The organism is Nonomuraea fuscirosea (assembly GCF_003001935.1).
GTDB classification, from domain to species: domain Bacteria; phylum Actinomycetota; class Actinomycetes; order Streptosporangiales; family Streptosporangiaceae; genus Nonomuraea; species Nonomuraea fuscirosea.
On record NZ_PVNG01000010.1, the window covers coordinates 341,048 to 366,495 of the forward strand.

The window sequence follows — 25,448 nt, forward strand, 5'->3', positions numbered from 1 at the left end:
CTCCGGGGCTAGTTGTGCTCGCCGAGGCCCTCCACGGTCCTGCGGGCCGCGGCGGCCAGGCGGTCGTGCCACATTTCGCGCTGGAGCAGGCGCAGCGCGCGGCGCAGGACGTCACTCGGCCGCTCGTCTTCGCGAAGGGCGTTGCGGATGATCCGCTCGTCTTCGGCGTTGGCCCGGAAGGCGATCTCAGCCATGTCCCGAGCTTATGGACCCGCCGACGCCCCTGTCCTGCGTTTGCCCGACGGGGGCCCGCCTGCGGCCGAAGAGGTAGATGACCGGAGCCGTGCAGATGAGCGGCCCGATGACGGCAATCGGGCGTTCCAGCCACCACACCGTGTCCGGCGGGATCCGGTCGCCCAGCGAGCCGAACAGCCACCACGACAGGCCCAGCGAGATGGCCATCCCGGTGGTGTGGAAGAGGAACAGCGGCAGCGCGTACCGGTTGATGAAGTCGTTGAGCCGCCGCCAGCCCGGCCGTTCCAGCACCCGTTCCATGGCCGGCCGTAGCACCTCGACCAGCCCGATCTGGAAGAGCAGCAGCGCCACGATGACGAACGTGGGCGGCGCCATGTTGGACCACTTGTCGCCGGGGACCCCGACCATCGAGCCCGGGTAGATGCCGGAGTAGACCAGCCCGAACAGGGCGAACAGCCCCGTCCACAGCAGCGCCACGTCATAGCGTCGGGGCAGCTCGACGACGCGGTCGTAGAAGAACCCGGCCTGGTGGGCCAGCCCCCAGATGATGATCATGTTGAGCCAGGCGACGCCCTCGACCTCGTACCGGAAGCGCAGCACGTCCACCACCAGCGCCGCGCCGGCGAGCCAGATGAGGGTGAGCACGTCGTAGTGCTTGTGCAGCCAGAGCGCGAGCGGCAGCAGCGCGATCAGGACGAGATAGACGCCGAGGAACCAGAGCGGGCTGAGCACGAGCAGGACGACCCGCCACATCCAGTCCACCTGGAACGTGTACGTCACCGCCGCCCCGATGGCGATCCACACCCCGGACAGGACCAGCGCGGGAAAGGCCAGCGCCTTGATCCGCCGCGCCACGAACGAGCCGATGCCGACGCCGCGCGCCCTGGCCCGCCGCCAGGACAGCAGGTGCACGTGGCCGCCGACGTAGAAGAACAGCGGCAGCACCTGCAGCAGCCAGGTGAGGATCCACAGGCCGGAGGTGAAGCCCAGCGGGCTGGTGGGCTCGGGGCCCTGCGGCTTCCACTCCAGGATGGTGAAGGCCCAGTGCCACACGACCACGACGATCAGGCTCAGCGCGCGCAGCCAGTCGACGTACTTGTCGCGCTCAGGGGAGGGGGCGGGGGCGGGGGAGGGGGTCACTTGTCGATGTCACCTACCACGAAGAACATGGAGCCGAGGATGGCCACCATGTCGGCCACCAGATGCCCCGGCAGCATCTCGCGCAGCACCTGGATGTTGCTGTAGGAGGCCGAGCGCAGCTTGAGCCGCCACGGCGTCTTGTCGCCCTTCGACACCAGGTAGTAGCCGTTGATCCCGAGCGGGTTCTCCGTCCACGCGTACGTGTGGCCCTCCGGCACCTTGAGCACCTTGGGCAGCCGCTGGTTGACCGGGCCGGGCGGCAGCGAGCGCAGCCGTTCGACGCAGGCGTCCGCCAGGTCCAGCGAGACCTTGAGCTGCTCGAACAGCACCTCGAAGCGGTCGTGGCAGTCGCCCGCGCTCCGCGTGACGACCTTCACCGGCAGCTCGGGATAGGCCAGGTACGGCTCGTCGTGGCGCAGGTCGAAGTCGACGCCCGAGGCGCGGGCGATGGGGCCGCTGACGCCGTACTGCATGATCTGCTCGCGGGTGAGCACGCCCACGCCCCTGGTGCGCGCGATGAAGATCTCGTTGTGCAGGATGAGGTTCTCGATGTCGGGCACGCGGCGGCGGGTTCCGGCGACGGCCTCGCTCACCCGGTCGAGCCAGCCGAGCGGCAGGTCCTCCTTGAGCCCGCCGACCCGGTTGAACATGTAGTGCATGCGCCCGCCGGAGATCTCCTCCATGACGGCCTGGATGCGTTCGCGCTCGTCGAAGGAGTAGAACAGCGGCGTCATCGCGCCCAGCTCCAGGGGATAGGAGCCGAGGAACATCAGGTGGTTGAGCACCCGGTTGAGCTCGGCCAGCAGCGTGCGCGCCCATACGGCCCTGACCGGCGGCTCCATGCCCAGCAGGCGTTCGGCGGCGAGCACCACGCCGAGCTCGTTCGCGAAGCCGGACAGCCAGTCGTGCCGGTTGGCCAGCATGATGATCTGACGGTAGTCACGCACCTCGAACAGCTTCTCCGCGCCCCGGTGCATGTAGCCGATGATCGGCTCGGCGGTGGCGATGCGCTCGCCGTCGAGGGTCAGCCGGAGCCTGAGCACCCCGTGGGTGGACGGGTGCTGCGGGCCGATGTTGAGGATCATGTCCTCGGTGGCCAGCTCTTTCGCGCCCGCGCCGATTCCGACCACTCGTTCCGTCATACGGCAATGCTGCCACCGTCCTCGTACGTGATCCAGCGCGGGGGACGGTCAAGAGATGGTACGGAAACGCATCCCGAAGACGGACATGGGGAGGAATACCGGTAACGGGGGGAGAAAACACCATGAAGAGAGTTCTTTTTGATATCGCAGCCCTGATCGCACGCATCGCCACCGGCGTGATCTTCCTGGCACACGGCTGGCAGAAGTGGCAGGGCGGGCTCGGCGCCACCACCCAGGGGTTCCGTGAGATGGGGATCCCGATGCCGGAGATGGCCGCCGGGTTCTCGACCGTCATCGAGACCGTCGGAGGCGTCTTCCTGATCCTCGGCCTGCTGGTGCGCCCGGTGGCGTTGCTGCTGCTGATCGACATGATCGGCGCGATCGCGTTCGTGCACGGGAGCCACGGCGTGCTGTCGGCGAACAACGGCTGGGAGCTGCCGGGGGCGCTCGGCGCGCTGAGCCTGCTGTTCCTCGCGCTGGGCGGCGGGCGCATCGGGCTGGACGCCATCTTCACCTCGGTCTTCCGCAGGCGCGGGGAGCGGCGGGCGGCCGAGGAGGAACTGGCCGCGCACGCCCCGAGCAGGGGCACCGCGGCCGGTACCACCGCCGAGGGCACGGCGCCGGCCGGTCGTACCGGCGGGCCCATGACGCCCGCTGAGCGGGACATGCCGGACGACCGTCCCGAGGTGCCCAGGCAGCCGGCCGCGCCCGACACGACCCGCTCGACCGGCTCCACCGGCTCGGGAAGGCTCAACGACGACGACATGAGGGAGATCGACGCGCTCGTCTCCGACGAGCCGCCGCAGCACCACAAGCCGCCGAACCGCTGACCTCCCGGGCGCGCGCTCCGAGATCGGCTCAGCGGCGGGAGACGAGGTCCCGCACGGCCTCGATCAGCCGGTCCACGTGCTCCTGCGTGCTTCCGATGCCGATCGAGGCCCGCACCGCCGAGCCGGTGTCGTCCGCGCAGTCCCCATCGGAGGCGCCGCCGGACGTGCCCAGCAGGTGCCGGACGAACGGGTGCGCGCAGAACTTCCCGTCGCGCACCCCGATGCCGTACTCGCCGGACAGCGCCTCGGCCACCTCCCGGGCCGAGTATCCGGCCACGGTGAACGACACGATGCCGACGCGCGGGTGGTCGTCCCCCCACAGGGACAGCTCCCGTACGCCGTCGATCGAGGCGAGCCCCGAGCGCAGCCGCGCGATCAGCCGCTCCTCCTCGCGCACCAGCGCGGTCCAGCCGGTCGCGGTCAGCGCGTCGCAGGCGGCGGCCAGGGCGATGGCGCCGAGCACGTTCGGGGTGCCGGCCTCGTGCCTGGGCTCGGGGTCGTCGTGCCACTCCACGCTCTCCCCGACCGAGCGCACCGCGCCCCCGCCCTTGAGGTACGGCTCGCCCTCGGCCAGCCAGTCCCTCCGCCCGACGAGCGCGCCGGCCCCGAAGGGCGCGTACAGCTTGTGCCCGGAGAAGGCCACGTAGTCCAGGTCGAGCGCGGTCAGGTTGAGCCGCCGATGCGGTACGAGCTGCGCCGCGTCCACCAGGATCCTGGCCCCGTGCCGATGCGCGATGTGTGCCAGCGCGGCGATCGGCCACAGCTCGCCGGTGACGTTCGAGGCGGCGGTGACGACCAGCAGCTTGGGGCCCTCGATCGCGGCCAGCGCCTCGTCGGCGGCGCGTACGGCCTCGCCGGGGAACGCGGGCGGCGCCAGTCGCACGGCGTGCCGCCAGGGCAGCAGGGAGGCGTGGTGCTCGGTGTCGAAGACCACCGTGGTGGTGCCCTCGGGCAGGCAGCCGGCCAGCAGGTTCGTGGCGTCGGTGGTGTTGCGGGTGAAGATCACGGAGTCGTCAGGGCGGGCGCCGACGAAGGCCCTGACCGTGTGCCGGGCCTGCTCGTAGCGGGCGGTGGTGAGCTGCGAGGCGTAGCCGGCGCCGCGGTGGACGCTGGAGTAGGCCGGGAGCGCGGCGGTGACGGCGGCGCTGACCGGCTCGAGACAGGGGGCGCTGGCCGCGTAGTCGAGGTTGGCGTACCCCACCAGCCTGCCGCCCTTGACCGGCACCTCCAGGTCGGCGCCCAGCACGGCGGGGATGGGCCGGTTCGTCGCGGACGGCGCGGCGGCCTCGGGCGTACGGGCGGAGCTGAAGATCGTCAGAGTGGACACAGGGGTACCTCCTGAAGGGCCATCGGACCCCTGGAAGCAGCCACGGAGCCCGCGCTTGCCCGCCACACCTCGTGACGGACCAGGTCTTCACCCGGGGCACCCCGCCGCGGACGCGAGGGTTGCCGGCCAGCTAGCCGGGGCTTGTCGCTGGCACTCATGACCTACGAGGGGAACTATAACCGACACCCGGGCATGAATCGCAACCCCGCGAACTAATGCGCGGCCCGGCTCGTTGCTAACGGGAAACCCCCATCAACCCCCCGAGTCATGGAGGTACCCGATGCTGGACTGGGTGGCCGATCCGAACATCTGGATCGGCTTCTTCACCCTGGTCGCCCTGGAGATCGTCCTGGGGATCGACAACATCATTTTCATCTCCATCCTCGCCGGGAAGCTGCCCCCGGAACAGCGCGACCGGGCCCGTGTGCTCGGTCTGGCGGCGGCTCTGATCAGTCGCCTGCTGCTGCTGTTCGGCCTGTCATGGGTGGTCCAGCTCACCGAGCCGCTGTTCACGGTGCTGGGTCAGGAGATCTCGGGACGCGACCTGATCCTGCTGCTCGGCGGGCTGTTCCTGCTGGGCAAGAGCGTCACCGAGATCCACCACGCCATGGAGGCGCCGACCGGTGAGGACGGCAGGAAGCCCGCCGCCGTCTCCTTCACGTCGGTGATCGTGCAGATCATGGTGCTGGACGTGGTGTTCTCGCTGGACTCCGTGATCACCGCCGTCGGCATGGTGGACGAGCTGGGCGTCATGATCGCGGCGGTCGTCGTGGCCGTGGTGGTGATGCTGTTCGCCTCCGGGCCGATCAGCCGGTTCGTGGACGCGCATCCGACCATCAAGATGCTGGCGCTGTCGTTCCTGGTGCTGATCGGGGTGGTGCTCGTCGCCGAGGGTCTCGACCAGCACATCCCGAAGGGCTACATCTACTTCGCGATGGCGTTCTCGGTCATCGTGGAGCTGCTCAACATCCGGGTCCGCAGCCGGCACGCCAAGAAGCAGCAGGCACACCAGGAAGGGGGAACCCCCTCCTAAGATGAAATAGTGGGCTTTGATCCTTGGAATCCGGATTTCGTGGCGTACCCGTACAACGTGTACGACCAGTTGAGGCGCGAGGCGCCCGTCAGCTACTACGAGCCGACGGGCCAGTGGCTCGTCGCGCGGCACGCCGACGTCAACGCGCTGCTCAGAGACCGCCGGCTGGGCCGCTCCTACCTGCACGTGGCCACCCACGAGGAGTTCGGCAGGCCGGCGGAGCCGGAGTTCCAGGAGCCGTTCTGGCGCGTGATCAGAGCGGGCATGCTCGACGTGGAGCCGCCGGTGCACACCAGGCTGCGCCGGCTGGTCTCCAGGGCGTTCACGCCGCGCATGGTCGAGTCGCTGCGCCCCCGCGTCCGCGCCATCGCGGGGGAGCTGGTGGCGGCGTACGTGGACAAGGGCGGCGGTGATCTGATCGCCGAGGTGGCCGAGCCGCTCCCGGTGACCGTCATCGCGGAGATGCTCGGCATCCCCGGCCAGGACCGCCACCTGCTGCGCCCCTGGTCGGCCGACATCTGCGGCATGTACGAGCTCAACCCCGCCCCCGAGGCCCAGCACACCGCGGTGCGCGCGGCCGAGGAGTTCGCCGGCTACCTCAAGTCCCTGGCCGCCGAACGTCGCCGCGCCCCGGGCGAGGACCTGATCTCGGCGCTCACCCAGATCGACGAGCTGACCGAGGACGAGCTGGTCGGCACCTGTGTGCTGCTGCTCAACGCGGGCCACGAGGCCACCGTGAACGTGACGGGCAACGGCTGGTGGTCGCTGTTCAGGAACCCGGGCGAGCTGGCCAGGCTGCGCGGCGACCGGTCCCTGCTGCCCACCGCCGTCGAGGAGCTGATGCGCTGGGACACGCCGTTGCAGATGTTCGAGCGCTGGGTGCTGGAGGACATCGAGGTGCACGGCGTACGGATCCCGCGCGGCTCGGAGGTGGCGCTGCTGTTCGGCTCGGCGAACCGGGACCCCGCCGTGTTCGAGGACCCGGACCGGCTTGACGTGGGCCGCGCCGACAATCCGCACATCTCGTTCGGCGCGGGCATCCACTTCTGCCTGGGCGCGCCGCTGGCCCGGATCGAGCTCGCGGAGTCGTTCGGCGCGCTGCTGGACCGGGCGGGCACGCTGGAGCTGCGCCAGGAGCCGTCCTGGAAGCCCGGTTACGTCATCCGCGGCCTCCAGAGCCTCGACCTGACCGCCACCGCCTCGGCCGCCACTGCTTGAGCCGCCACCGTCTAGGGCCCGGCGCTTGTGTTCAGCGCTTCTGGCTGAGCCAGCCGAAGCCGCCGAGCCCCGACGGATCGATCAGCTCGCCCTCCTCCGAGGCCCGCGCCAGCGCCCTGAGATAGCCGCGCGGATCGGCCCTGGCCAGGTCGAGCGGCGGACGCGCGCCGGTGATCCCCAGCTCGCGCAGCGCCTCGCGTTGTGTGGACAAGGTTGTGGATATCGCACCGGCCGAGATCCCGGCCGCCGCGCACGCGTCGAGTGCGACATGTGCCGTGATGTCGCAGGTCCCGTCGGGTACGGGGATGACGACCGCGCCGTCGCGGTAACCGGTGAGCGTGCCGCACAACGGCCGGTTGTCCACAGGGTGTGCATAATCGATGGCGACCGCCCGGCCCCTGCTGAGACGCACCAGGACGGAGGCCCAGGCCTCGTCGCGGGGTCGGCCGATCTCGGCCCGCGAGCCCACGCGGGTCAGCGGCCACCACCGCTCCAGCCAGGCCCGGTCGGCCGGCCGCAGCGGCCCGCCGAGCCGCTCCTCGCCCGTGCGCACGTCGACCAGGATGAGGCGCGGCCCGTCGGCGGTCTGCTCGGCCACGTCGAGCGGCACGTTGTCCAGCCACTCGTTGGCGATGACCAGCCCGGCGATGCCGGCGGGCACCGTGCCGGACCAGCGGACGCGCTCGGGCAGCCCCGGCGGCCTGGGGGACAGGTCGACGGCGGTGACCCGCAGCCGATCGCGCAACTTCGGCCGCGCCGACTCCAGCACCTGGGTGACCAGCACGCCCTCGCCCGCGCCGATGTCGACCAGGTCGAGCACGTCGGGCTCGCCCAGTTCGGCGTCCACTTCCGCCAGCAGCGCCAGCACGGCATCGGCGAAGGCGGCCGAGGCGCTGACCGAGGTGCGGAAGTGGCCTGACGGGCGTTCGCGGAGGTAGAAGCCCTCCTCGCCGTACAGCGCGCGCTCGGTGGCGGCGCGCCAGGTGAGCCACATGTTCTGGACTATCTCATGACTCGCGATGGGTACGCAGTGTCATCAACTGACTACTCAATGTCTCCGACTTGCGGTAGCGTTTACCCATTGTCATCGAGTGATCGCGTTGCGCCACCCCCAAGGGCGCGGCGGATCTCTTCCCGAGCACTCGCGGCCCGGAGCCGCGAAACTGAGAGGAGCCCTCATGCTGAAGAAGGTCCTGGTCGTCGCCGGTGCCGCCGCCATGCTGTCGATGGCCGCCCCGGCGCACGCCGACATCACCAACGGCGCCGGCGGCGTGCTCTCCGGCAACCAGCTGCACCTGCCGATCACCGCCCCGATCAACGTCTGCGGCAACGCCGTGGCGGTCATCGGCCTCGCGGTGGCGGGCTGCAAGGGCGGGGCGAGCGCGTACGCGCCGAGCCACCACTGACCACGTGAGAACCCGGGCCGGCGCAGGCCGGCCCGGGTCCGTGTCCCCAACTGGTCAGTCGGCGGATGACCAGCCGGCGCACCTCCAAAGGGGTCGCGATGTACGGGCGTCAGGTTCCGGCAAGGGACATGGCGCCCGTTTTCATGCGGTGACCCCTCTCCTCATCTCTTCCGACAGGGGGTGCGTTCTTTGTATGCCCTTGTCGCTTTTGTCGTTAACTCAACGCGCGGCAAAGCACTCGTCACGCTGGCAGTCTCACGAGGCCGTTACGCTGGTCGGCGGTGCCATTACGACAGGGGTGAGACGTCATGGACGCAGGGGATCGCCCGGCCCGGCTGACTGTCGGCGTACTGGGGGCGGGCAAGGTCGGCTCGGCCCTCGGCGCCGCGCTGGCCCAGGCGGGGCACCGGGTGGTGGCCGCCAGCGGCGTGTCCGACAACTCCCAGCGGTGGGCGGCCGAGCGGCTCGGCCTCAAGCCGTCCCGGCCCGACGAGGTGGTGGCCGCGGCCCAGCTCATCCTGCTCACCGTGCCGGACGACCCGCTGCCCGGCCTGGTCAGCGGGCTGGCCAGCACGGGAGCCGACCTCCAGGGCAAGATGCTGGTGCACACCAGCGGGTCGTACGGGCTGTCGGTGCTCGACCCCGCGGCCGAGGCGGGCGCGCTGCCGCTCGCGCTGCACCCGGTGATGACCTTCACCGGCAGGGACGACGACCTCAACAAGCTCACCGGCATCTCGTACGGCGTCACCGCGCCCGACGTGCTGCGGCCGGTGGCCGAGGCGCTGGTGATCGAGATGGGCGGCGAGCCGGTGTGGATCGCCGACGCCGACCGCCCGCTCTACCACGCGGCCCTGGCCGGAGCCGCCAACCACATGGTCACGCTCATCGCGGAGTCCTCCGACCTGCTGCGCGGCATCGGCGTCGAGCATCCGGGCCGGATGCTGGGCCCGCTGCTCGGCGCGGCGCTCGACAACGTGCTGCGGCTGGGCATCGCCGGCCTGACCGGCCCCGTCGTGCGGGGTGACGCCGGTACGGTACGCAAGCACGTCGACGCGCTGATCCTGGCCGCCCCCGAGGCGGCCGACGCCTACATCGCGCTGGCCCGCCTCACGGCGGACCGGGCGCTGGCCGCGGGGTTGCTCAAACCCGAGGAGGCGGAGCGGCTGCTCGACGCGCTGGGGGGCAATATATGGACCTGACCGTCGCGCTTGGAGGGCATTGATGGAGCTGATCGTCGCCGGCAACCGGGAAGACCTGGTCAAGGCGCGCCGGGCCGGTACGGTGGCGCTGGTGCCGACCATGGGGGCGCTGCACGAGGGCCACCGGTCGCTGATCAGGCAGGCTCGGGTGCGCGCCGATCAGGTCGTGGTCAGCATCTTCGTCAATCCTCTGCAATTTTCTCCAAACGAGGATTTTTCGCGCTATCCCCGTACATTCGACTCCGATCTCGACGCGTGCCGCGCCGAAGGCGTGGACGTCGTGTTTCATCCGGCCGTCGAGGACATGTACCCGCCCGACCGGCAGATCTCCGTCTCCTCCGGCGAGATGGGCCGTATCGTCGAGGGCGCCGCGCGGCCCGGCCACTTCGACGGCATGCTCACGGTGGTGCTCAAGCTGTTCAACCTGGTCCAGCCCGACCTGGCCGTCTTCGGGCAGAAGGACGCCCAGCAACTCGCACTCATCCGGCGCATGGTCGCCGACTTCGACCTGCCGATCGAGATCCTGGGGTCGCCGACCGTACGCGAGCCCGACGGCCTGGCCCTGTCCAGCCGCAACCGCTTCCTGTCGGAGGACGACCGGCGGCCGGCCCTGGCGCTCTCGCGGGCGCTGCGCGCGGGGGCGGCCCGGCTCACCCCGTCCGAGATCAGGCGGACGGCCATGGCCGTGCTCGACGAGGCGGGCCCCGGGCTGGAGGTCGACTATCTGGCCCTGGTGGATCCGGCCACGTTCGCCGAAGTGAGCGAGTCGTACGAGGGGCTGGCCGTGCTCGCGGTGGCGGCCAGGGTCGGGTCCACGCGGCTGATCGACAACGTCACGCTCACCCTCAACCCCGCCTGAGGGCCCCCGGGGAAGGGGCACGCCGCGCCTGGCGTTATCGTCATAGTGACGAAATCGCCCTCAGTGAGGAGACCCCCGATGAGTGGACCGGCGATTCCCCTGCGTCTGACCGCCCCCGAGCCCGGCTGGATCACCGACGCCGACCTGGTCGTGGTGGGCTCCGGCATCGCCGGCCTGACCGTGGCCCTGCGCTACGCCGAGCTGGAGCCGGCCGCCAAGGTCCTGGTCGTCACCAAGGACGTGCTGTCGTCGGGCTCGACCCGCTGGGCCCAGGGCGGCATCGCGGCCGTGCTCGACCCGGAGGACACCCCCGACGAGCACCTGAGTGACACGCTGCTCGCGGGAGTCGGGCTGTGCGACGTACGCGCGGTGCGCACGCTGGTGACCGAGGGCCCGGGCGCGCTGCGCCGGCTCATGGCGCGCGGCGCCCGCTTCGACCGGACCGCGGGCGGGGAGCTCCAGCTCACCCGGGAAGGCGGGCACCGGCGCCGCCGGATCGTGCACGCGGGCGGCGACGCCACCGGCGCCGAGGTCCAGCGGGCGCTGGTCGAGGCGGTGCGGGCCGGCTCGATCGAGGTGATCGAGCACGCGCTGGTACTCGACCTGCTCAAGGACGCGAAGGGCCGGGCCAGAGGCGTGACGCTGCACGTCATGGGCGAGGGCGCGCGCGACGGCGTGGGCGCGGTGCACGCCAGGGCGGTGGTGCTGGCGACCGGCGGCATGGGCCAGGTCTACGCCGCCACCACCAACCCGGTCGTCTCCACCGGCGACGGCGTGGCTCTCGCGCTGCGCGCCGGGGCGGTGGTGCGCGACCTGGAGTTCGTTCAGTTCCACCCGACCGTGCTGTGGCTCGGCGAGGGTTCGACCGGGCAGCAGCCGCTGATCTCGGAGGCCGTCAGGGGCGAGGGCGCCTTCCTGATCGACCACGAAGGCCGCCGGTTCATGATCGGCACGCACGAGCTGGGCGACCTCGCGCCCCGCGACGTGGTGGCCAAGGCCATCATGCGCACGATGCGCGCGTCCGGCCGCGACCACGTCTTTCTCGACGGCCGTCACTTCGGCAGGGAGAAGTGGGAGTCGCGCTTCCCCACGATCTACGCCATCTGCCGCGAGCACGGCATCGACCCGGTCACGGAGCCGATCCCGGTCTCGCCGGCCGCCCACTACGCCAGCGGCGGCGTACGGACGGACCTGCACGGCCGTACCTCCATCGAGGGCCTCTACGCCTGCGGGGAGGTCGCCTGCACCGGCGTGCACGGCGCCAACCGGCTGGCCTCCAACTCCCTGCTCGAAGGGCTCGTCTTCGCCGAGCGCATCGCCGCCGACGTGCACGAGCGGCGGCCCGCGCCGGGGAAGCCGGTCCCCGGCGTGGCCGCGGAAGGGCTGATCGACCCGCGGGTCAGGGCCAGGATCCAGGCCCACATGAGCACCGGCGCGAGCGTGCTGCGCAGCCGCGAGTCGCTGGGCGCCACCGCCGGGGCGCTGCGCGACGCCCGCTGGACCCCGGTCGCGGTGCCCGCCTGCACCGAGGCGTGGGAGGCCACGAACCTGCTCACCGTCGCCACCGTCCTCACGGGCGCGGCGGCCGCCAGGCTGGAGACGCGCGGCTCGCACTGGCGCGAGGACCATGAGACCCGCGACGACGACGAATGGCTGGGCCACCTCGACGTGACCCTGACGAAGGAGGGCCTGCGCATGACGTACACGCCGCACGGGGACACGATGACGCCGCGCCTGGCACAGGAGCTCACGGCCGCCGGGCTGGACCCGGCCGAGGTGGACGCGCTGATCGACCGCGCGCTGGCCGAGGATCTGCAGGAGGCCGGCGACGTGACCAGCCTGGCCACGATCCCCGAGGGACAGCGCGCGGTGGCCGACGTGGTGGCCCGCAGGGACGGCGTCGTGGCCGGGCTCGCGGTGGCCGAGGCGGTGTTCGTCCGGCTCGGCGCCGCCCGTGCCGAGCGCGGGGCCAAGGACGGCGAGCGGGTGCGGGCCGGCGACGTGCTGATGACCGTCGAGGGCCCGGTACGCGCCCTGCTGACGGCCGAGCGCACCGCGCTCAACCTGCTCACCCACCTGTCGGGCGTGGCCACGCTGACCGCGCGCTGGGCCGAGGCCATCGGCGGCACGGGAGCGCGGGTGCGCGACAGCCGCAAGACCCTGCCGGGCCTGCGGGCCCTGGAGAAGTACGCGGTACGCAGCGGCGGCGGCGTGAACCACCGGATGTCGCTGTCGGACGCGGCCCTGATCAAGGACAACCACGTCGTGGCCGCTGGGGGCGTGGCCGAGGCGTTCAGGGCGGTCAGGGAGCGCTACCCCGATCTGCCGATCGAGGTGGAGATCGACCGGCTCGACCAGTTGAGCCCCGTGCTCGACGAAGGAGCCGAGCTGATCCTGCTGGACAACTTCACGGTCGAGGACACCGCCCGTGCCGTACATATCGTGAAAAATCGGGCGAAAAACAGGGTTGCTCTTGAGGCGAGCGGGGGATTGACCTTGGAATCGGCCCGTGATGTGGCGGAAACTGGCGTTGACTACCTTGCGGTGGGAGCACTGACGCACTCAGCGCCGGCCCTTGACATCGCACTGGATCTGCGGGGGTAATGAATGCTGCTCACGATCGACGTCGGCAACACGCACACGGTGCTGGGGTTGTTCGAGGGCGAGGACGTCATCGAGCACTGGAGGCTGGCCACCGACGCCCGCCGTACCGCCGACGAGATCGCCGTCGTCCTCCAAGGGCTGCTGACCCAGTCGCCGCTGCTCAAGGGGGCCGACATCGACGGCATCGCCATCTGCTCGACGGTGCCGAGCGTGCTCAACGAGATGCGTGAGATGTGCCGCCGTTACTACGGCGACGTGACGGCCGTGATCGTGGAGCCGGGCATCCGCACCGGGGTGCCCGTACGCATGGACAACCCCAAAGAGGTCGGCAGCGACCGCATCGTGAACGCGCTGGCCGCCATCGACCAGTACGGCGGCCCCTGCGTGATCGTCGACTTCGGCACCGCGACCTCGTTCGACGCCGTCTCCGCCAAGGGCGAGTACGTCGGCGCGGTCACCGCCCCCGGCATCGAGATCTCGGTGGACGCCCTGGCCGCTGCCGGAGCCCAGCTGCACAAGGTGGAGCTGGTCAGGCCGCGTTCGGTGATCGCCAAGAACACCGTCGAGGCGCTGCAGGCCGGCATCATCTACGGCTTCGCCGGCCAGGTGGACGGCATCGTCGAGCGCATGACGGCCGAACTGGCCGACGACCCCGACGAGGTGACGGTCGTCGCCACCGGCGGGCACGCGGCGCTGGTCGTGGGCGAGTCACGTTCGATCGACGTGCACGAGCCGTGGCTGACCCTCATCGGGCTGCGGCTCATCTACCACCGCAACACCGCCTGAACTCCACAGCACACGACGAGCGGCCCCCTGCTCGGGAAGGGGGCCGCTCGCGTTGTGACCCGTCACTCGCCTTCGGCGGTGTAGATGTACTGCCAGTGGCCGCACTTGACGGGGAAGTTGCTGTTGGGGCCGATCTGGCAGACCTTGGTCCGCAGGCTGAGGACGTCGTGCTCCTGGAACTGGAACCACTTCGAGCCTGGGTAGCCGCAGTACTTCTTGTAGTAGACCGGCGACCAGTCGTGGTCGAAGTCACTGGCCTGGAACGCCACGAACGCGCACTTGCCGCCGGCCCGGTAGGTGCGGTTGTCCAGGTCCCACAGCCGGCCTCTGACCGTGACCTCGTTGGACCTGCCGCGGCGGTCCCAGTCGACGCCCACCCAGCCCTGCGCCTTGGCCTGGTGGTGCTGGGCGTAGACGGGGCCCCAGTACTCGGAGTGGTCGTCGGGCGTGCTCGCGTAGGCGGCGGCGGGAAGCGCCAGGGCCAGAGCGCTGGTCGCGGCGACGGCGGCGAGTCCGGTCGCGATCTTCTTCAACATCTCGTCTCCTTGAGCTCCCCTCGGGCCGGCTCCCTGCCGGCTCCCCCCTTCGAGCTCGTGAGACATTGATAGGCCCGGTGCCTTGCAAAGGATCTACAGCAGGCCGACGAGCCCTTGCAGTTCGCCATATCCCCTACCCTTTGATGTTGTGAGCGACGAACTTCCCGAGCAGATGCGCATCCGGAGGGAGAAGCTCGACCGCCTTCGCAGCGAGGGCGTCGACCCTTACCCGGTGAACTTCCCACGTACGGCGACCAACGCCGAGGTCAGGGAGAAATACGAGGGCCTCGATCCCGACACCGCCACCGGCGACCGGGTCTCCGTCGCCGGGCGCGTCATGCTCAACCGCGTGGGCGGCAAGCTCTGCTTCGCCACCCTCCGCGACGGCAGTGCCGACCTCCAGGTGATGATCTCGCTCGACAAGGTCGGTGAGGAGTCCCTGGCCGCCTGGAAGCGTGACGTCGACCTGGGCGACCACGTCGGGGTCAGCGGCGAGGTCATCACCTCGCGCAGGGGCGAGCTGTCGATTCTGGCCGAGAGCTGGCAGATCACCGCCAAGTGCCTGCGCCCGCTGCCGGAGAAGCACGTCGGCCTCACCGACCCCGAGGCGCGGGTGCGTCAGCGCTACGTCGACCTCATCGTCAACGACGAGGCCAGGTCGATGGCGCGGGTACGCAGCGCCACGGTGCGCGCGGTGCGCGACTTCTGGCACGAAGAGGGTTACCTAGAGGTCGAGACGCCGATGTTGCAGCCGATCCACGGCGGCGCGACGGCCCGGCCGTTCAAGACCCACATCAACGCCTACGACATGGAGCTCTACCTTCGCATCGCGATCGAGCTCTACCTCAAGCGGCTCGTGGTGGGCGGCATCGAGAAGGTCTTCGAGATCAACCGCAACTTCCGCAACGAGGGCGCGGACTCCACGCACAACCCCGAGTTCACCATGATCGAGGCGTACGGCACCTACCTCGACTACAACGACATGGCCGACCTCACCCAGCGGATGTACCAGAAGGCCGTGGTGGCCGCCCTCGACACCACGGTGGTCGTCCACGACGGGCAGGAGATCGAGCTCGGTATGCCCGAGTGGCCGCGCATCACCCTCTACGGCGCGGTGTCGCAGGCCGTGGGCGAGGAGATCACCACCTCCACCACCCTGGAGGAGCTGCGCAAGCTGGCCGACCGGCGCGAGATCCACTGGGACCCGAAGTGGGGCTCGGGCAAGATCGTGCAGGAGCTCTTCGAGGAGCTGGTCGAGCACACGCTGATCCAGCCCACGTTCGTCATGGACTACCCGCTGGAGACCTCCCCGCTGGCCCGCAACCACCGCGACGACCCGTTGCTGACGGAGAAGTGGGACCTGATCGGCTTCGGCACCGAGCTGGGCACCGCCTACTCCGAGCTCAACGACCCGATCGAGCAGCGCCGCCGGCTGGTGGAGCAGTCGCTGCTGGCGGCCGGGGGCGACCCCGAGGCCATGCAGGTCGACGAGGACTTCCTGCAGGCGCTCGAATACGCGATGCCGCCCACAGGTGGGATGGGCGCCGGCATCGACCGGATGATCATGGCGTTCACCGGCAGGAACATCCGGGAGACCATCCTGTTCCCGCTGGTCAAGCCCACGCACTGAGGCACTGTCACCCGGTGCGGCCCTCGGCGGGGCCGCACCGGCGGCGCGGCACCCACGTGGAAGCGGTCGCGATCGGCCGGGCCTATCACCGCCGGCGCCGGCGTGCCCTGTGTCCCTCCAGGGCCGGTGGCCGGCGACTCGCGCCCGCTCAGCTCCTGTATCCGCGTCTGTGCGCTCGGGGGCTCGTCTCCCGGGCGCTCGCGGCGGAGTGCGGCGAGCTCGCGGAAGTGGTCGCGAAATTCCCTTTGGGCCTGCCCGGTTTCCGATCCGAGCTCCGCTGTAAGCATCGGGTCAAGGCTGCGCGCCAGTATCTCACTCCGGCCGCGGCAGCGTCCGTGGTCCTCCTGGGGCGCCCCGGGCCTCTCGCTGATCACCAAGACCGGAAGTGGCCGGGCCGGAGCGGACATGAGGCCGCTCCCGCCGGGCGGCGCGACGATCGGGCCGGCGGTGACGGCCTCGACGCGCGGGCGCGGGCGCTGGAACATGCGGGGAGTGAACGCCCTGCTCACCGGGGCGGGCAGCCCAGCGCGGCCGGACGGGTCCGTTCACAGAACCGACACGGCGTGCTGACCTGCGGCTGCGTTCTCCACGGGCGCGGTGCCCCGGCCGGAGCCGGGATCGCGGAGCAGGGTCGCGCGTGGTGGCTGCGAGTGATCCCGCCGCGCGTGCGGAACGACGTGGCCCGCGCACGCGTCTCGTGGAGACGGGGATAAGGATCACGCAGAAATTCGCGGTCGAATGGATCAAAACCCCGCACGTCCGCCGCGTTCGTCATTGCCGGATCCCAGCTTGCCGGAAGGCTCGATGACGTCGTTCATCGTATGACGATCATTGGCGACATATCGCGAGTGCGTCATATATATCGGATCATGTCAATAGCGCTCGTCAAGAGCGCGGATTGTCATGCTTGACGACCTTTCCAGGATGCGTTTACCGTCTGCGAGGAGCGACTTCGGCCCGCTTGAGAGGCCCAAGTTCAGCTGTTGGGGGGGAGGGCTCCCGATGGATTTGCTCGCGGAAGGCGTTGAGCTGAGCCATGCCGACCTTGCGTTGCTGGCGGAGCTGGCCAAGGGAGTCACGGTCGACCGGGTGGGCAGACGTCTGGACATCAGTGGCCGTACCGTACGCCGAAGATTACGGGGCATCTGCGACCGCATCGGCGTGGCCACGGCGATCGAGGCGGTCGCCTGGGCGGCCCGCCGCCAGTTGATCTAGCGACGGGCACGGAGCGCTTACCGCGGCGGCTACGGGCGTGGATACGGGCTCAGTCGGCGATGCGTACGGCACCGGCGAACGGCCGGTTGGCGAGCGAGGCGATGCGCACCACGTCGCCGGTCCGCGGCGCGTGCACCATCATGCCGCCGCCCAGGTAGATGCCGACGTGGTGCAGGTCGCCGTAGAAGAAGACCAGGTCGCCGACGCGCATCTCCGAACGGGTGACGTGCCGGCCCGCCGTCCACTGGCTGCCGGTGTAGTGCGGCAGTGAGATGCCCACCTTCTGGTAGGCGGCCATGACCAGGCCGGAGCAGTCGTAGGAGCTCGGCCCCTCGGCGCCCCAGACGTACGGCTTGAGCTGCTGCGTGAGCGCCCAGCGGGCGGCCTGGGCCGCCTTGCCGGCGCCGACGATCGGCAGGTCCACGCGCGTGGCGCGGGTGCCGGGCCGCCCGGCCTCGCCCAGCGCCCGGCTGAACAGGTTGCTCTCGACCTTGGTGACCAGCTTGGTGATCTTGTCGCGCTTGCCGCCCAGCTCGTCGACGAGCTGCTCGACCTCGTCGATGCGCGACTTGGCGCCGGCCCTGGCCCGCTCGGCGGCCGCCCTGGCCTTGGTGACGGCGTTGACCGCCTCGCCCTGCTGCTGCTCCAGCACGTACGTGGTGGCGGCGCGGTCGAGGAAGGTGTCGGGGTCCTTGGAGGTGGTGAAGGCCAGCACCCGGCCCAGGCCGCCCGTGATGTAGGCGTTCTCGGCGAGCATGGCGGCCTTGGCCCGCTTGGCGGCGAGATCGGCCTCACTGGTGGCCAGGGTCTTCTTCGCGGCCTCAGCGGCCTTCTTGGCGGTCTTGAGCTTCTCCCGCTGGCCGTTGTACTGCTCGCTCAGCGTCTCGATCTCGGTGTGCATCTTCTCGACCCGCTTGGCCAGCTCCTTGAGCGAGGGTTTGGGATCGGCGGACGCGGAACCGACGGGGATCGCGATGAGGAACGCGGCGATCGTGACACTCACCACACCGAAGCGGTGCGGCCGCCGAGACCGTTCCGGAGGGCGGGCGTGCTTGCCCGCCGTCTTCCCCCCACCGTGGTGCGTGCGCTTCACCAACCAGCTCCTCTCATGGACGCCTACCGGGTTAGCTGACGGGTTCGGGCCGGAGCAGCCCTACCGAACGATTCGGATTCACCCCAGTGGTGACGATGGGGGTCGTCACCGGCGGGTCCCCGGCTTCCCTCGCGGGAATTGGGCGTGTCTCTCACGTTGCGACACGTGGGGGACATCGTCGCAGGACACTAATGCACTCCGGGTTCGTGCTCAACCAGAACTGCCGAGTCTGTAGAGGTTTCACAACCGAAGGGTCACAAGGTGATCTCGTGTCCACTCGTACAGAAGCGACTTTATGTCCCCTTTGCCCTTGCTTCCGCCGCGCCCGCGGGGCCGGCGCCAGGGGCGCGCCCATATGACCGGCCCATGTAACAGGATGGGCCGGGACATGGCAGTTAGGGCCGAGCCGTAATGACATCTGTACTCTGGAGAGCCATGGAGCAGGTGGCCGAACTGACGATGCCCGAGACCGCGGTGGTGGTCCGGCGTGCCCGCACGCCGGACGTGCGCGCGGTCAGGAGGCTGGTGGACACCTACGCGGGCGCGGGCTCGCGGCTCCTGGAGAAGGCCACGGTGACCCTGTACGAAGACGTGCAGGAGTTCTGGGTCGCCGAGCGGGGCGGGCAGGTGGTCGGCTGTGGCGCGCTCCACGTGCTGTGGGAGGACCTCGCCGAGGTCCGCACCGTGGCCGTGGATCCCGAGTGCCGGGGCATGGGCGTCGGCCACCGGATCGTCTCGGCGCTGATACAGCAGGCGACGGATCTGGGTCTGCGGCGTGTATTCTGTCTAACTTTTGAGGTCGATTTCTTCGCGAGACTCGGGTTTCGCCCGATTCAGGGCACCCCCGTCTCACCCGAGGTGTACGCCGAACTTCTCGCCTCCTACGACGAGGGCGTGGCGGAGTTCCTCGACCTGGAACACGTCAAACCGAACACCCTGGGCAACACCCGCATGCTGCTCCATCTGACATCGGGTGACGCGGACCTTGACCAGATGGAAAGGTGATTGTTGATACCTATGTCGATACGTTGGGCAGCACAGGCATGTGTCCTGACACGTGCCACATGCGCACTCGAAGCGAGGTGACACGGTGAGCACCGGACAGCCGCCGTATCCACAGGACGACTCCGGAGAAAACTCTGCCCCCGGCACCCCTTACGGGCAGCAGAACTCGGGCCGCCATCCCGGCGAGCCCGACCCCGACGTCACTGTGGTCGGCTACCGGGCGGACGACGCCTACGGGCAGCAGCCCCCGTACGGTCAGCAGCAGGGCTACGGACAGCAGCAGCAGTCCCAGCCCGGCTACGGCCAGCAGGGCTACGGCCAGCAACAGCAATACGGCCAGCAGCAGCCCCAGTACGGCCAGCAGCAGGGTTATGGACAGCAGCAGCAGTCCCAGCCCGGCTACGGTCAGCAGCAGGGTTACGGGCAGCAGGACCAGTACGGTCAGCAGCAGGGTTACGGGCAGCAGCAGCAGTCCCAGCCCGATTACGGCCAGCAGGCCCAGTACGGGCAGCAGGGCTATGGCCAGCAGCCCCAGTCGGGTCAGCAGCCGCAATACGGTCAGCAGCAGCAGTCCCAGCCCGGCTACGGCCAGCAGCAGGGTTACGGGCAGCAGGACCAGTACGGTCAGCAGCAGGGTTACGGGCAGCAGCAGCAGTCCCAGCCCGACTACGGCCAGCAGGCCCAGTACGGGCAGCAGGGCTATGGACAGCAGCCCCAGTCGGGTCAGCAGCCGCAATACGGTCAGCAGCAGCAGTCGCAGCCCGGCTACGGCCAGCAGGACCAGTACGGTCAGCAGCAGGGCTATGGACAGCAGCAGCAGTCCCAGCCCGACTACGGCCAGCAGGCCCCGTACGGACAGCAGGGTTACGACCAGCAGCAGGCCTACGGCCAGCAGGGCTACGGCCAGCAGCAGCAGTCGCAACCCGGCTACGGCCAGGGCTACGACCAGCAGCAGGCCTACGGCCAGCAGGGCTACGGTCAGCCGCAGCAGTACGGCCAGCCCGGCTACGGGCAGCCCTACGGCCAGCCGGTCGGCGTCCAGCCGCCCGGCGCTCCGGCTCCGCTGGCGGAGTGGTGGCAGCGGTTGGTGGCGAGGATCATCGACATCGTCATCCTCTACATCATCAACATCGTCATCGGGATCGTCTTCGGTCTCTTCCTCGTCGCCAGCTACTCCTCGAGCACCGGCGCGAGCAGCGGTTTCCTCACCTCCACGGTGGTGGGGATCCTGACGAGCGTGATCGTGACGGCGCTGTGGGTGGTCTACGACTTCTTCCTGGTGAAGTCGAAGGGCCAGACCGTCGGCAAGATGGTCATGGGCATCAAGGTCGTTCCCGTCGGGCAGATGATGCCGCCGGGCGGCCTGCCCACCGACATGGCGCTCAAGCGCGCCGGCGTGACGTGGGGCGGTTGGATCCTCAACGTGGTCCCGTTCGTCGGGTGGCTGATCGGCTGGGCCGTGGTGGCGCTCAACGGCGCCTCGCAGCTGTGGGACAAGCCGTTGCAGCAGACCTTCGCGGACAAGTTCGCGAAGACCGTGGTGGTGAAGATCAAGTAGTCCTCCCTCCGCGAAACCAGGGGCCGGCCTCGCGCCGGCCCCTATGTTTTGTGCGTGGGCCCGTACACAATGAGAGGCCCCTACGCCGGGACGCGAGGTGGACGTTATGGCCGGGACCGCGCCGCGCCCGGACGCGGTACCCGCTGAATGGTGGGAACGGCTCGGCGCCCGGCTGATTGAAGCACTCGTCTTCGGGGTCTTCTATTACATTCTGTTCATCGGGCTATGGGGGTTCTTCCGAACTGTCGGGATGGCCGAGGTGTTCGGCGGCAGACTGGCCGGCGTGTTGGCGTGGGCGGTGGCCGGGCTCTCATATGCGGGCTATGACTGGCGGGCTCATTCCCGGTACGGCAGGACGTTCGGTAAGGCGATCATGCGGATTCGCCTGGCGCCGCAGGGTCTTCCGGCCGGTGCACTGCTCAAACGAGCACTGATCTATCCCGCGCCCCTCATGCTGATGGGCATTCCGGTGGTCAATCTCCTGGCCGGAATGTTGCTGTTCGGCGTCGGGTTGCTCATCCTGATCGACAAGCCGCTGGAGCGGGGTCCGCACGACAGGGCGGCGGGAACGCGCGTGGTAAAAGATCTTCGCTGAGCCGGGCGTACCTGGGCCGATGTCTTTTCGCAAAATTTTCGCTTGATCCGGTAAGGAGCCTGGAGAGACTGGCATTAGGCTATGGGGCGTCTGGGTTGCCGGGTGTCGGCGCCCCTGTGACACGCAGGGCAGCTGTGTGCCGCTATGGTCGGATGCGGGTGGTTGTCGCCTGCGTGTCTTGAGGGAGCGGGGCTCTCTGCGGTCACGCTCCCAGCGCTTTTTGCGCCCCCGAAACCCCGCTGGCCGTGGAGGCGAGGACGAATGGAAGCCCTAACAGACGTATTGTCAGCGCTCATCCCCCCGGTGGTGGTGGGCGGAGCCTTCATCTTTGGCGTAGTGAAGTTGGTCCGGTCCGAGGCCGTCCAGGGCCGTCGAAACCGCGAGGATCAGCCCGAGAGCCAGAACTGATCGGCTAGTCAGCCGAATCCCCGTAGCGCTGAATTGTCTCCACGCCTTTCCGGGTATATGTTTGGGCAGGCGAATGAAACAATGCTCCGCGAAAGGATTGCGTACATGGCCAAGCAGATCCAGGAGATTCTCATCGATGACCTCGATGGGGGCGAGGCCAATGAGACGGTCAGCTTCGCTATTGACGGCTCCACCTATGAGATTGACCTCAGCGACCTTAACGCGAAGAAGCTGCGGGACGCTCTCACGCCTTTCGTGCAGCATGCGCGCAGGGCGGGCGCCGTCTCCACCCGTCGCCGTGGCCGCGGCGGCAACCGGGCGATGAGCCGCGAGAAGAGCTCGGAGATCCGGCAGTGGGCCAAGGCCCACGGCCTGCCGGTCAGCGAGCGCGGCCGCATCGCCTCCACGGTCGTGGAGAAGTACGAAGCTGCTCACTAAGGGGCCGGCTCTCGACCATGCGCTTATGATGTTCGCCTTGGACCCCGGCGGCCGCCATAAGCGCATGATCGTTCCCTTGGCGTTCCGGAAACCGGAGCGTCTCGGACGATGATCTTCTGAGCGCCCAAATGTGGGCGATTAGGGCGCACGCGTTGCCGGCTCCGCCCTGACGCCGTTTCACTGGGCGAGACGCTGTAATGCGACGGCCCCGCGCGCAAAGCCGTGCGGGGCCGTCGTCATGCCACATTCGGCAGGGTGGATGGGGCTCATTCGGCACGGCGGATGGGCGAGTCGAGAGGCCGGCCGTCGCGGCCCGCCGTGGTCCGCAAAGCCGGCGTCTCACGCCAATGCGCCGATGGAACGGGCCATCGGGAAAACATGGCGGCGGTTAAGCGCGCCGATCTTCACGCGCTGTAACACGAAAGCATGATCCCGCCCGCCGCCGTACGGCGGAAACCGGCCGTGCCGTGATCGGATCCGGTACGGATTACCTCGCTCCAACGGATGCGCGCGACCCCGGATTACCCGGCGCGTACGGATGTGCGGGCTCCGCAAAACCCGGCCAGCGGCGATGTGCGGGCTTCCGGAAATCTTCTCCGCCCGCGATGTGGAGGCAGGGGTGAAAACCCGGCCGGCCCGCGATGCGCACGCAGGTGCAAAACCCTGGCTCGCGCGGGATGCGCGCGAACGGTGGAAAACCCGGCGCCGCAGGGGACCGGCGGGTGATGCGAAACCCGGCCCGCTACGGACCGGACAGCCGCGCAAAACCGACGGGTATGCCGGGCGAAACCTGGTCCCGCCAAGGACGGGGGCGATGCGAAACACCGGCCCGCCGTGGATGGGTGGGGCGCGCAAAACCCGGTCCCGAGGGATGTGCCGGAGCGAGCATAACCCACAAGCATGAGCATGCCTCACAGAATGCTGCTTCCCGGGGCAAGCACTCACAAACTCGTCACTCTGTGAGTGCGCGAGATGGCGTTTGCCGTACCTCCGCGGAGTGCGCCGAGTGACGGCGAATGCCGAGGGCGCCGGGGGCGCCGTCTCAAGATGCGGGATGCGTTCCGGTAACCCGGCTGACCGGATGACGGAAATCCGATTACGGTGAGTACGGTCGGCACCGCCCGGCATGCTTCAGTACGGCGTGAGGGTTCGTACGGCAGTACGGTCTCAGCGGCATGTGTCGGTACGGCCTTAGTGGCATGTGTCAGTAGGGCGTCAGTACCGTGTCGTCAGGGCGTGCGTTCCTTGCCGTGGATACGGTGTGCGTTCCGTGCCGCGTTGTGCTCAGGGCGTAGCGCGCACGTTTGGCCAAGCTTGGGCCGCGACATAGGATGATTGCGTAACAGATACGGACGCGGCATCTGAGATGCAGGAGTGAAGGGCGTCCCCGTGCCGGCCTTCGCACCGAGCGTCCGATGGCCGATCCGTGTGGATCCGCGTACGTCGTGTGCGGCGATATGGAGCCGCTTCCGCCAAGGGTCCTAAACCTCGTTCGCTTGCGGCGTATCGGGAACACGTCACCCCCGAACAGTAGTTGGATGGAGGGTGAACGCCCTGCTCTCGGGGAACGTGTCTGTTATAGAGCGTGTCAGCGGCAGTGGGCACGGTTCGCCGAGCCAGGGCTAGCATGCGGGAGGACGGGACCGGATTTACCGGCCTGACTGACCGCTCTGTGAGGAGCGACGAGATGTTCGAGAGGTTCACCGACCGAGCGAGGCGTGTTGTCGTCTTGGCCCAAGAAGAGGCCAGGATGCTCAACCACAACTACATCGGCACTGAGCACATTCTTCTTGGTTTGATCCACGAAGGTGAGGGCGTAGCCGCCAAGGCTCTGGAGAGCCTCGGCATCAGCCTTGAGGGTGTGCGCCAGCAGGTCGAGGAGATCATCGGCCAGGGCCAGTCGGCTCCGTCGGGGCACATTCCGTTCACCCCGCGGGCCAAGAAGGTCCTCGAGCTGTCGCTCCGTGAGGCTTTGCAGCTGGGTCACAACTACATCGGCACCGAGCACATCCTGCTCGGGCTCATCCGTGAGGGTGAGGGTGTGGCGGCTCAGGTGCTGGTCAAGCTTGGAGCTGATCTCAACCGTGTCAGGCAGCAGGTCATCCAGTTGCTCCACGGTTACCAGGGCAAGGAGCCGGCCGCGGCCGGCGGTCCGCAGGAGTCCGCTCCGTCGACCTCCCTGGTGCTCGACCAGTTCGGCCGCAACCTGACCCAGGCCGCCCGCGAGGGCAAGCTGGATCCGGTCATCGGCCGTGAGAAGGAGATCGAGCGGGTCATGCAGGTCCTCTCCAGGAGGACCAAGAACAACCCCGTTCTCATCGGCGAGCCCGGCGTCGGCAAGACCGCCGTCGTCGAAGGCCTGTCGCAGAAGATCGTCAGGGGCGAGGTGCCCGAGACGCTGAAGGACAAGCAGCTCTACACGCTTGACCTCGGTGCTCTGGTGGCCGGCTCGCGCTACCGCGGTGACTTCGAAGAGCGCCTGAAGAAGGTGCTCAAGGAGATCCGCACGCGCGGCGACATCATCCTGTTCATCGACGAGCTGCACACGCTCGTGGGTGCGGGCGCCGCCGAGGGCGCGATCGACGCCGCCAGCATCCTCAAGCCGATGCTGGCCCGCGGCGAGCTGCAGACGATCGGCGCGACCACGCTCGACGAATACCGCAAGTACCTCGAGAAGGACGCGGCGCTCGAGCGCCGGTTCCAGCCGATCCAGGTGGCCGAGCCTTCGCTCAGCCACACGATCGAGATCCTCAAGGGTCTGCGCGACCGCTACGAGGCGCACCACCGCGTGTCCATCACCGACGACGCGCTGGTCGCCGCCGCGCAGCTGGCCGACCGCTACATCAGCGACCGCTACCTTCCCGACAAGGCGATCGACCTCATCGACGAGGCCGGCTCCCGGATGCGCATCCGCCGGATGACCGCTCCGCCGGACCTGCGCGAATACGACGAGAAGATCGCCAACGTCCGTCGCGACAAGGAGTCCGCGATCGACGCGCAGGACTTCGAGAAGGCCGCTGCCCTCCGTGACCAGGAGAAGCAGCTCCAGCTCAAGCGCGAGCGGCGGGAGAAGGAGTGGAAGGCCGGCGACATGGACGTCGTCGCCGAGGTCACCCAGGAGCTCATCGCCGAGGTCCTGGCGACCGCCACCGGCATCCCGGTCTTCAAGCTGACCGAGGAGGAGTCGCAGCGCCTGCTCCGCATGGAGGACGAGCTGCACAAGCGGATCAT

The 25,448-nt window shown here is 69.1% G+C and carries 22 protein-coding genes and 2 riboswitches; of the genes, 15 read left to right on the forward strand and 7 right to left on the reverse strand.

The genetic code is table 11. The annotated features are described in order from the left end of the window. Window positions 1-8 precede the first annotated feature (8 nt). The 3 genes from B0I32_RS24580 to B0I32_RS24590 are packed head-to-tail and all read right to left on the reverse strand — an operon-like array spanning window position 9 to window position 2,477. Window positions 9-194 (reverse strand): hypothetical protein, encoded by a 186-nt coding sequence (locus B0I32_RS24580; RefSeq protein WP_106243485.1) that lies wholly within the window; start codon window positions 192-194, stop codon window positions 9-11. Continuing rightward, window positions 187-1,335 (reverse strand): acyltransferase family protein, encoded by a 1,149-nt coding sequence (locus B0I32_RS24585; RefSeq protein ID WP_219911994.1) that lies wholly within the window; start codon window positions 1,333-1,335, stop codon window positions 187-189. The genes B0I32_RS24580 and B0I32_RS24585 overlap by 8 nt, the downstream gene beginning before the upstream one ends. Continuing rightward, a complete protein-coding gene (locus B0I32_RS24590) occupies window positions 1,332-2,477 on the reverse strand; it encodes an NADH-quinone oxidoreductase subunit D (protein WP_106243487.1) in 1,146 nt (381 codons plus the stop codon). Before B0I32_RS24590 ends, B0I32_RS24585 begins: the two co-directional genes overlap by 4 nt. A 122-nt stretch (window positions 2,478-2,599) precedes the next feature. Here B0I32_RS24590 and B0I32_RS58960 point away from each other — a divergent pair, with 122 nt between their 5' ends. Beyond that, window positions 2,600-3,307: a DoxX family protein gene (locus B0I32_RS58960; protein WP_219911995.1), complete on the forward strand. Its 708-nt coding sequence runs from the start codon at window positions 2,600-2,602 to the stop codon at window positions 3,305-3,307. A 28-nt stretch (window positions 3,308-3,335) separates the two neighbouring features. Here the strand turns inward: B0I32_RS58960 and B0I32_RS24600 are convergent, their stop codons facing one another. Beyond that, window positions 3,336-4,634 carry an aminotransferase class V-fold PLP-dependent enzyme gene (locus B0I32_RS24600; RefSeq protein WP_106243490.1) on the reverse strand — a complete coding sequence of 433 codons (1,299 nt, stop codon included), beginning with the start codon at window positions 4,632-4,634 and terminating at the stop codon, window positions 3,336-3,338. Window positions 4,635-4,680: 46 nt separating this feature from the next. After that, window positions 4,681-4,796, reverse strand: a riboswitch (SAM riboswitch). Between the two features lie 118 nt (window positions 4,797-4,914). Between B0I32_RS24600 and B0I32_RS24605 the strand changes: the two genes are divergently transcribed. Together B0I32_RS24605 and B0I32_RS24610 are read left to right on the forward strand one after the other, a co-directional pair. Beyond that, window positions 4,915-5,667, forward strand: a complete 753-nt coding sequence (locus tag B0I32_RS24605) for a TerC family protein (protein WP_106243491.1) — start codon at window positions 4,915-4,917, stop codon at window positions 5,665-5,667. 9 nt (window positions 5,668-5,676) lie between these two features. Continuing rightward, window positions 5,677-6,885, forward strand: a complete 1,209-nt coding sequence (locus tag B0I32_RS24610) for a cytochrome P450 (RefSeq protein ID WP_106243494.1) — start codon at window positions 5,677-5,679, stop codon at window positions 6,883-6,885. A gap of 31 nt (window positions 6,886-6,916) precedes the next feature. Here the strand turns inward: B0I32_RS24610 and B0I32_RS24615 are convergent, their stop codons facing one another. Continuing rightward, a complete protein-coding gene (locus B0I32_RS24615; RefSeq protein ID WP_106243496.1) occupies window positions 6,917-7,879 on the reverse strand; it encodes an SAM-dependent methyltransferase in 963 nt (320 codons plus the stop codon). A 184-nt stretch (window positions 7,880-8,063) separates the two neighbouring features. On the opposite strand from B0I32_RS24615, the gene B0I32_RS24620 reads away from it, so the two are divergent. From B0I32_RS24620 to B0I32_RS24640, 5 genes are all read left to right on the forward strand, one after another. Next, a complete protein-coding gene (locus tag B0I32_RS24620; RefSeq protein WP_106243498.1) occupies window positions 8,064-8,291 on the forward strand; it encodes a chaplin in 228 nt (75 codons plus the stop codon). Between the two features lie 308 nt (window positions 8,292-8,599). Continuing rightward, entirely contained in the window at window positions 8,600-9,490 is an 891-nt protein-coding gene (locus tag B0I32_RS24625; RefSeq protein ID WP_106243500.1) for a Rossmann-like and DUF2520 domain-containing protein, read from the forward strand. 22 nt (window positions 9,491-9,512) lie between these two features. After that, window positions 9,513-10,349, forward strand: a complete 837-nt coding sequence (gene panC, locus B0I32_RS24630; RefSeq protein ID WP_106243503.1) for a pantoate--beta-alanine ligase — start codon at window positions 9,513-9,515, stop codon at window positions 10,347-10,349. A 78-nt stretch (window positions 10,350-10,427) separates the two neighbouring features. Continuing rightward, window positions 10,428-12,953, forward strand: coding sequence for an L-aspartate oxidase (locus B0I32_RS24635; RefSeq protein WP_106243506.1), 2,526 nt, complete (start codon window positions 10,428-10,430; stop codon window positions 12,951-12,953). Between the two features lie 3 nt (window positions 12,954-12,956). Continuing rightward, window positions 12,957-13,739 (forward strand): type III pantothenate kinase, encoded by a 783-nt coding sequence (locus B0I32_RS24640; RefSeq protein ID WP_106243508.1) that lies wholly within the window; start codon window positions 12,957-12,959, stop codon window positions 13,737-13,739. 62 nt (window positions 13,740-13,801) lie between these two features. Here the strand turns inward: B0I32_RS24640 and B0I32_RS24645 are convergent, their stop codons facing one another. Then, window positions 13,802-14,275: a hypothetical protein gene (locus B0I32_RS24645; RefSeq protein ID WP_106243511.1), complete on the reverse strand. Its 474-nt coding sequence runs from the start codon at window positions 14,273-14,275 to the stop codon at window positions 13,802-13,804. A gap of 148 nt (window positions 14,276-14,423) precedes the next feature. Between B0I32_RS24645 and lysX the strand changes: the two genes are divergently transcribed. Together lysX and B0I32_RS24655 are read left to right on the forward strand one after the other, a co-directional pair. Beyond that, the gene (gene lysX / locus B0I32_RS24650) at window positions 14,424-15,905 is read left to right on the forward strand and encodes a bifunctional lysylphosphatidylglycerol synthetase/lysine--tRNA ligase LysX (RefSeq protein ID WP_106243514.1); all 1,482 of its coding nucleotides are present in this window, start codon (window positions 14,424-14,426) and stop codon (window positions 15,903-15,905) included. Window positions 15,906-16,907: 1,002 nt separating this feature from the next. Next, a complete protein-coding gene (locus B0I32_RS24655) occupies window positions 16,908-17,120 on the forward strand; it encodes a LuxR C-terminal-related transcriptional regulator (RefSeq protein WP_106243611.1) in 213 nt (70 codons plus the stop codon). A gap of 49 nt (window positions 17,121-17,169) precedes the next feature. On the opposite strand, the gene B0I32_RS24660 is transcribed toward B0I32_RS24655, so the two are convergent. Continuing rightward, entirely contained in the window at window positions 17,170-18,213 is a 1,044-nt protein-coding gene (locus tag B0I32_RS24660) for a C40 family peptidase (protein WP_106243515.1), read from the reverse strand. Window positions 18,214-18,218: 5 nt separating this feature from the next. Further along, window positions 18,219-18,368: riboswitch (cyclic di-AMP (ydaO/yuaA leader) on the reverse strand. Window positions 18,369-18,648: 280 nt separating this feature from the next. Here B0I32_RS24660 and B0I32_RS24665 point away from each other — a divergent pair. From B0I32_RS24665 to B0I32_RS24685, 5 genes are all read left to right on the forward strand, one after another. Further along, entirely contained in the window at window positions 18,649-19,218 is a 570-nt protein-coding gene (locus B0I32_RS24665) for an amino-acid N-acetyltransferase (RefSeq protein WP_245956002.1), read from the forward strand. Window positions 19,219-19,303: 85 nt separating this feature from the next. Further along, window positions 19,304-20,776, forward strand: a complete 1,473-nt coding sequence (locus B0I32_RS24670) for an RDD family protein (RefSeq protein WP_146178303.1) — start codon at window positions 19,304-19,306, stop codon at window positions 20,774-20,776. A gap of 106 nt (window positions 20,777-20,882) precedes the next feature. Further along, complete coding sequence (locus tag B0I32_RS24675; protein WP_146178304.1) at window positions 20,883-21,371, forward strand: RDD family protein; 489 nt, start codon at window positions 20,883-20,885, stop codon at window positions 21,369-21,371. A gap of 513 nt (window positions 21,372-21,884) precedes the next feature. Further along, the gene (locus B0I32_RS24680; RefSeq protein WP_106243615.1) at window positions 21,885-22,217 is read left to right on the forward strand and encodes a histone-like nucleoid-structuring protein Lsr2; all 333 of its coding nucleotides are present in this window, start codon (window positions 21,885-21,887) and stop codon (window positions 22,215-22,217) included. A 1,687-nt stretch (window positions 22,218-23,904) separates the two neighbouring features. Then, a partial coding sequence (locus tag B0I32_RS24685) for a Clp protease N-terminal domain-containing protein (protein ID WP_146178305.1) occupies window positions 23,905-25,448 on the forward strand: 1,544 nt, incomplete at its 3' end.

Excerpts from the sequence above, each read along its gene's own strand:
- B0I32_RS24580 (WP_106243485.1), bottom strand. The coding sequence starts at position 194 with ATGGCTGAGATCGCCTTCCGGGCCAACGCCGAAGACGAGCGGATCATC.
- B0I32_RS24590 (WP_106243487.1), bottom strand. The coding sequence starts at position 2,477 with ATGACGGAACGAGTGGTCGGAATCGGCGCGGGCGCGAAAGAGCTGGCC.
- B0I32_RS58960 (WP_219911995.1), top strand. The coding sequence starts at position 2,600 with ATGAAGAGAGTTCTTTTTGATATCGCAGCCCTGATCGCACGCATCGCC.
- B0I32_RS24605 (WP_106243491.1), top strand. The coding sequence starts at position 4,915 with ATGCTGGACTGGGTGGCCGATCCGAACATCTGGATCGGCTTCTTCACC.
- B0I32_RS24615 (WP_106243496.1), bottom strand. The coding sequence starts at position 7,879 with ATGTGGCTCACCTGGCGCGCCGCCACCGAGCGCGCGCTGTACGGCGAG.
- B0I32_RS24620 (WP_106243498.1), top strand. The coding sequence starts at position 8,064 with ATGCTGAAGAAGGTCCTGGTCGTCGCCGGTGCCGCCGCCATGCTGTCG.
- B0I32_RS24625 (WP_106243500.1), top strand. The coding sequence starts at position 8,600 with ATGGACGCAGGGGATCGCCCGGCCCGGCTGACTGTCGGCGTACTGGGG.
- panC (WP_106243503.1), top strand. The coding sequence starts at position 9,513 with ATGGAGCTGATCGTCGCCGGCAACCGGGAAGACCTGGTCAAGGCGCGC.
- B0I32_RS24635 (WP_106243506.1), top strand. The coding sequence starts at position 10,428 with ATGAGTGGACCGGCGATTCCCCTGCGTCTGACCGCCCCCGAGCCCGGC.
- B0I32_RS24640 (WP_106243508.1), top strand. The coding sequence starts at position 12,957 with ATGCTGCTCACGATCGACGTCGGCAACACGCACACGGTGCTGGGGTTG.
- B0I32_RS24645 (WP_106243511.1), bottom strand. The coding sequence starts at position 14,275 with ATGTTGAAGAAGATCGCGACCGGACTCGCCGCCGTCGCCGCGACCAGC.
- B0I32_RS24655 (WP_106243611.1), top strand. The coding sequence starts at position 16,908 with ATGGATTTGCTCGCGGAAGGCGTTGAGCTGAGCCATGCCGACCTTGCG.
- B0I32_RS24665 (WP_245956002.1), top strand. The coding sequence starts at position 18,649 with ATGGAGCAGGTGGCCGAACTGACGATGCCCGAGACCGCGGTGGTGGTC.
- B0I32_RS24675 (WP_146178304.1), top strand. The coding sequence starts at position 20,883 with ATGGCCGGGACCGCGCCGCGCCCGGACGCGGTACCCGCTGAATGGTGG.
- B0I32_RS24680 (WP_106243615.1), top strand. The coding sequence starts at position 21,885 with ATGGCCAAGCAGATCCAGGAGATTCTCATCGATGACCTCGATGGGGGC.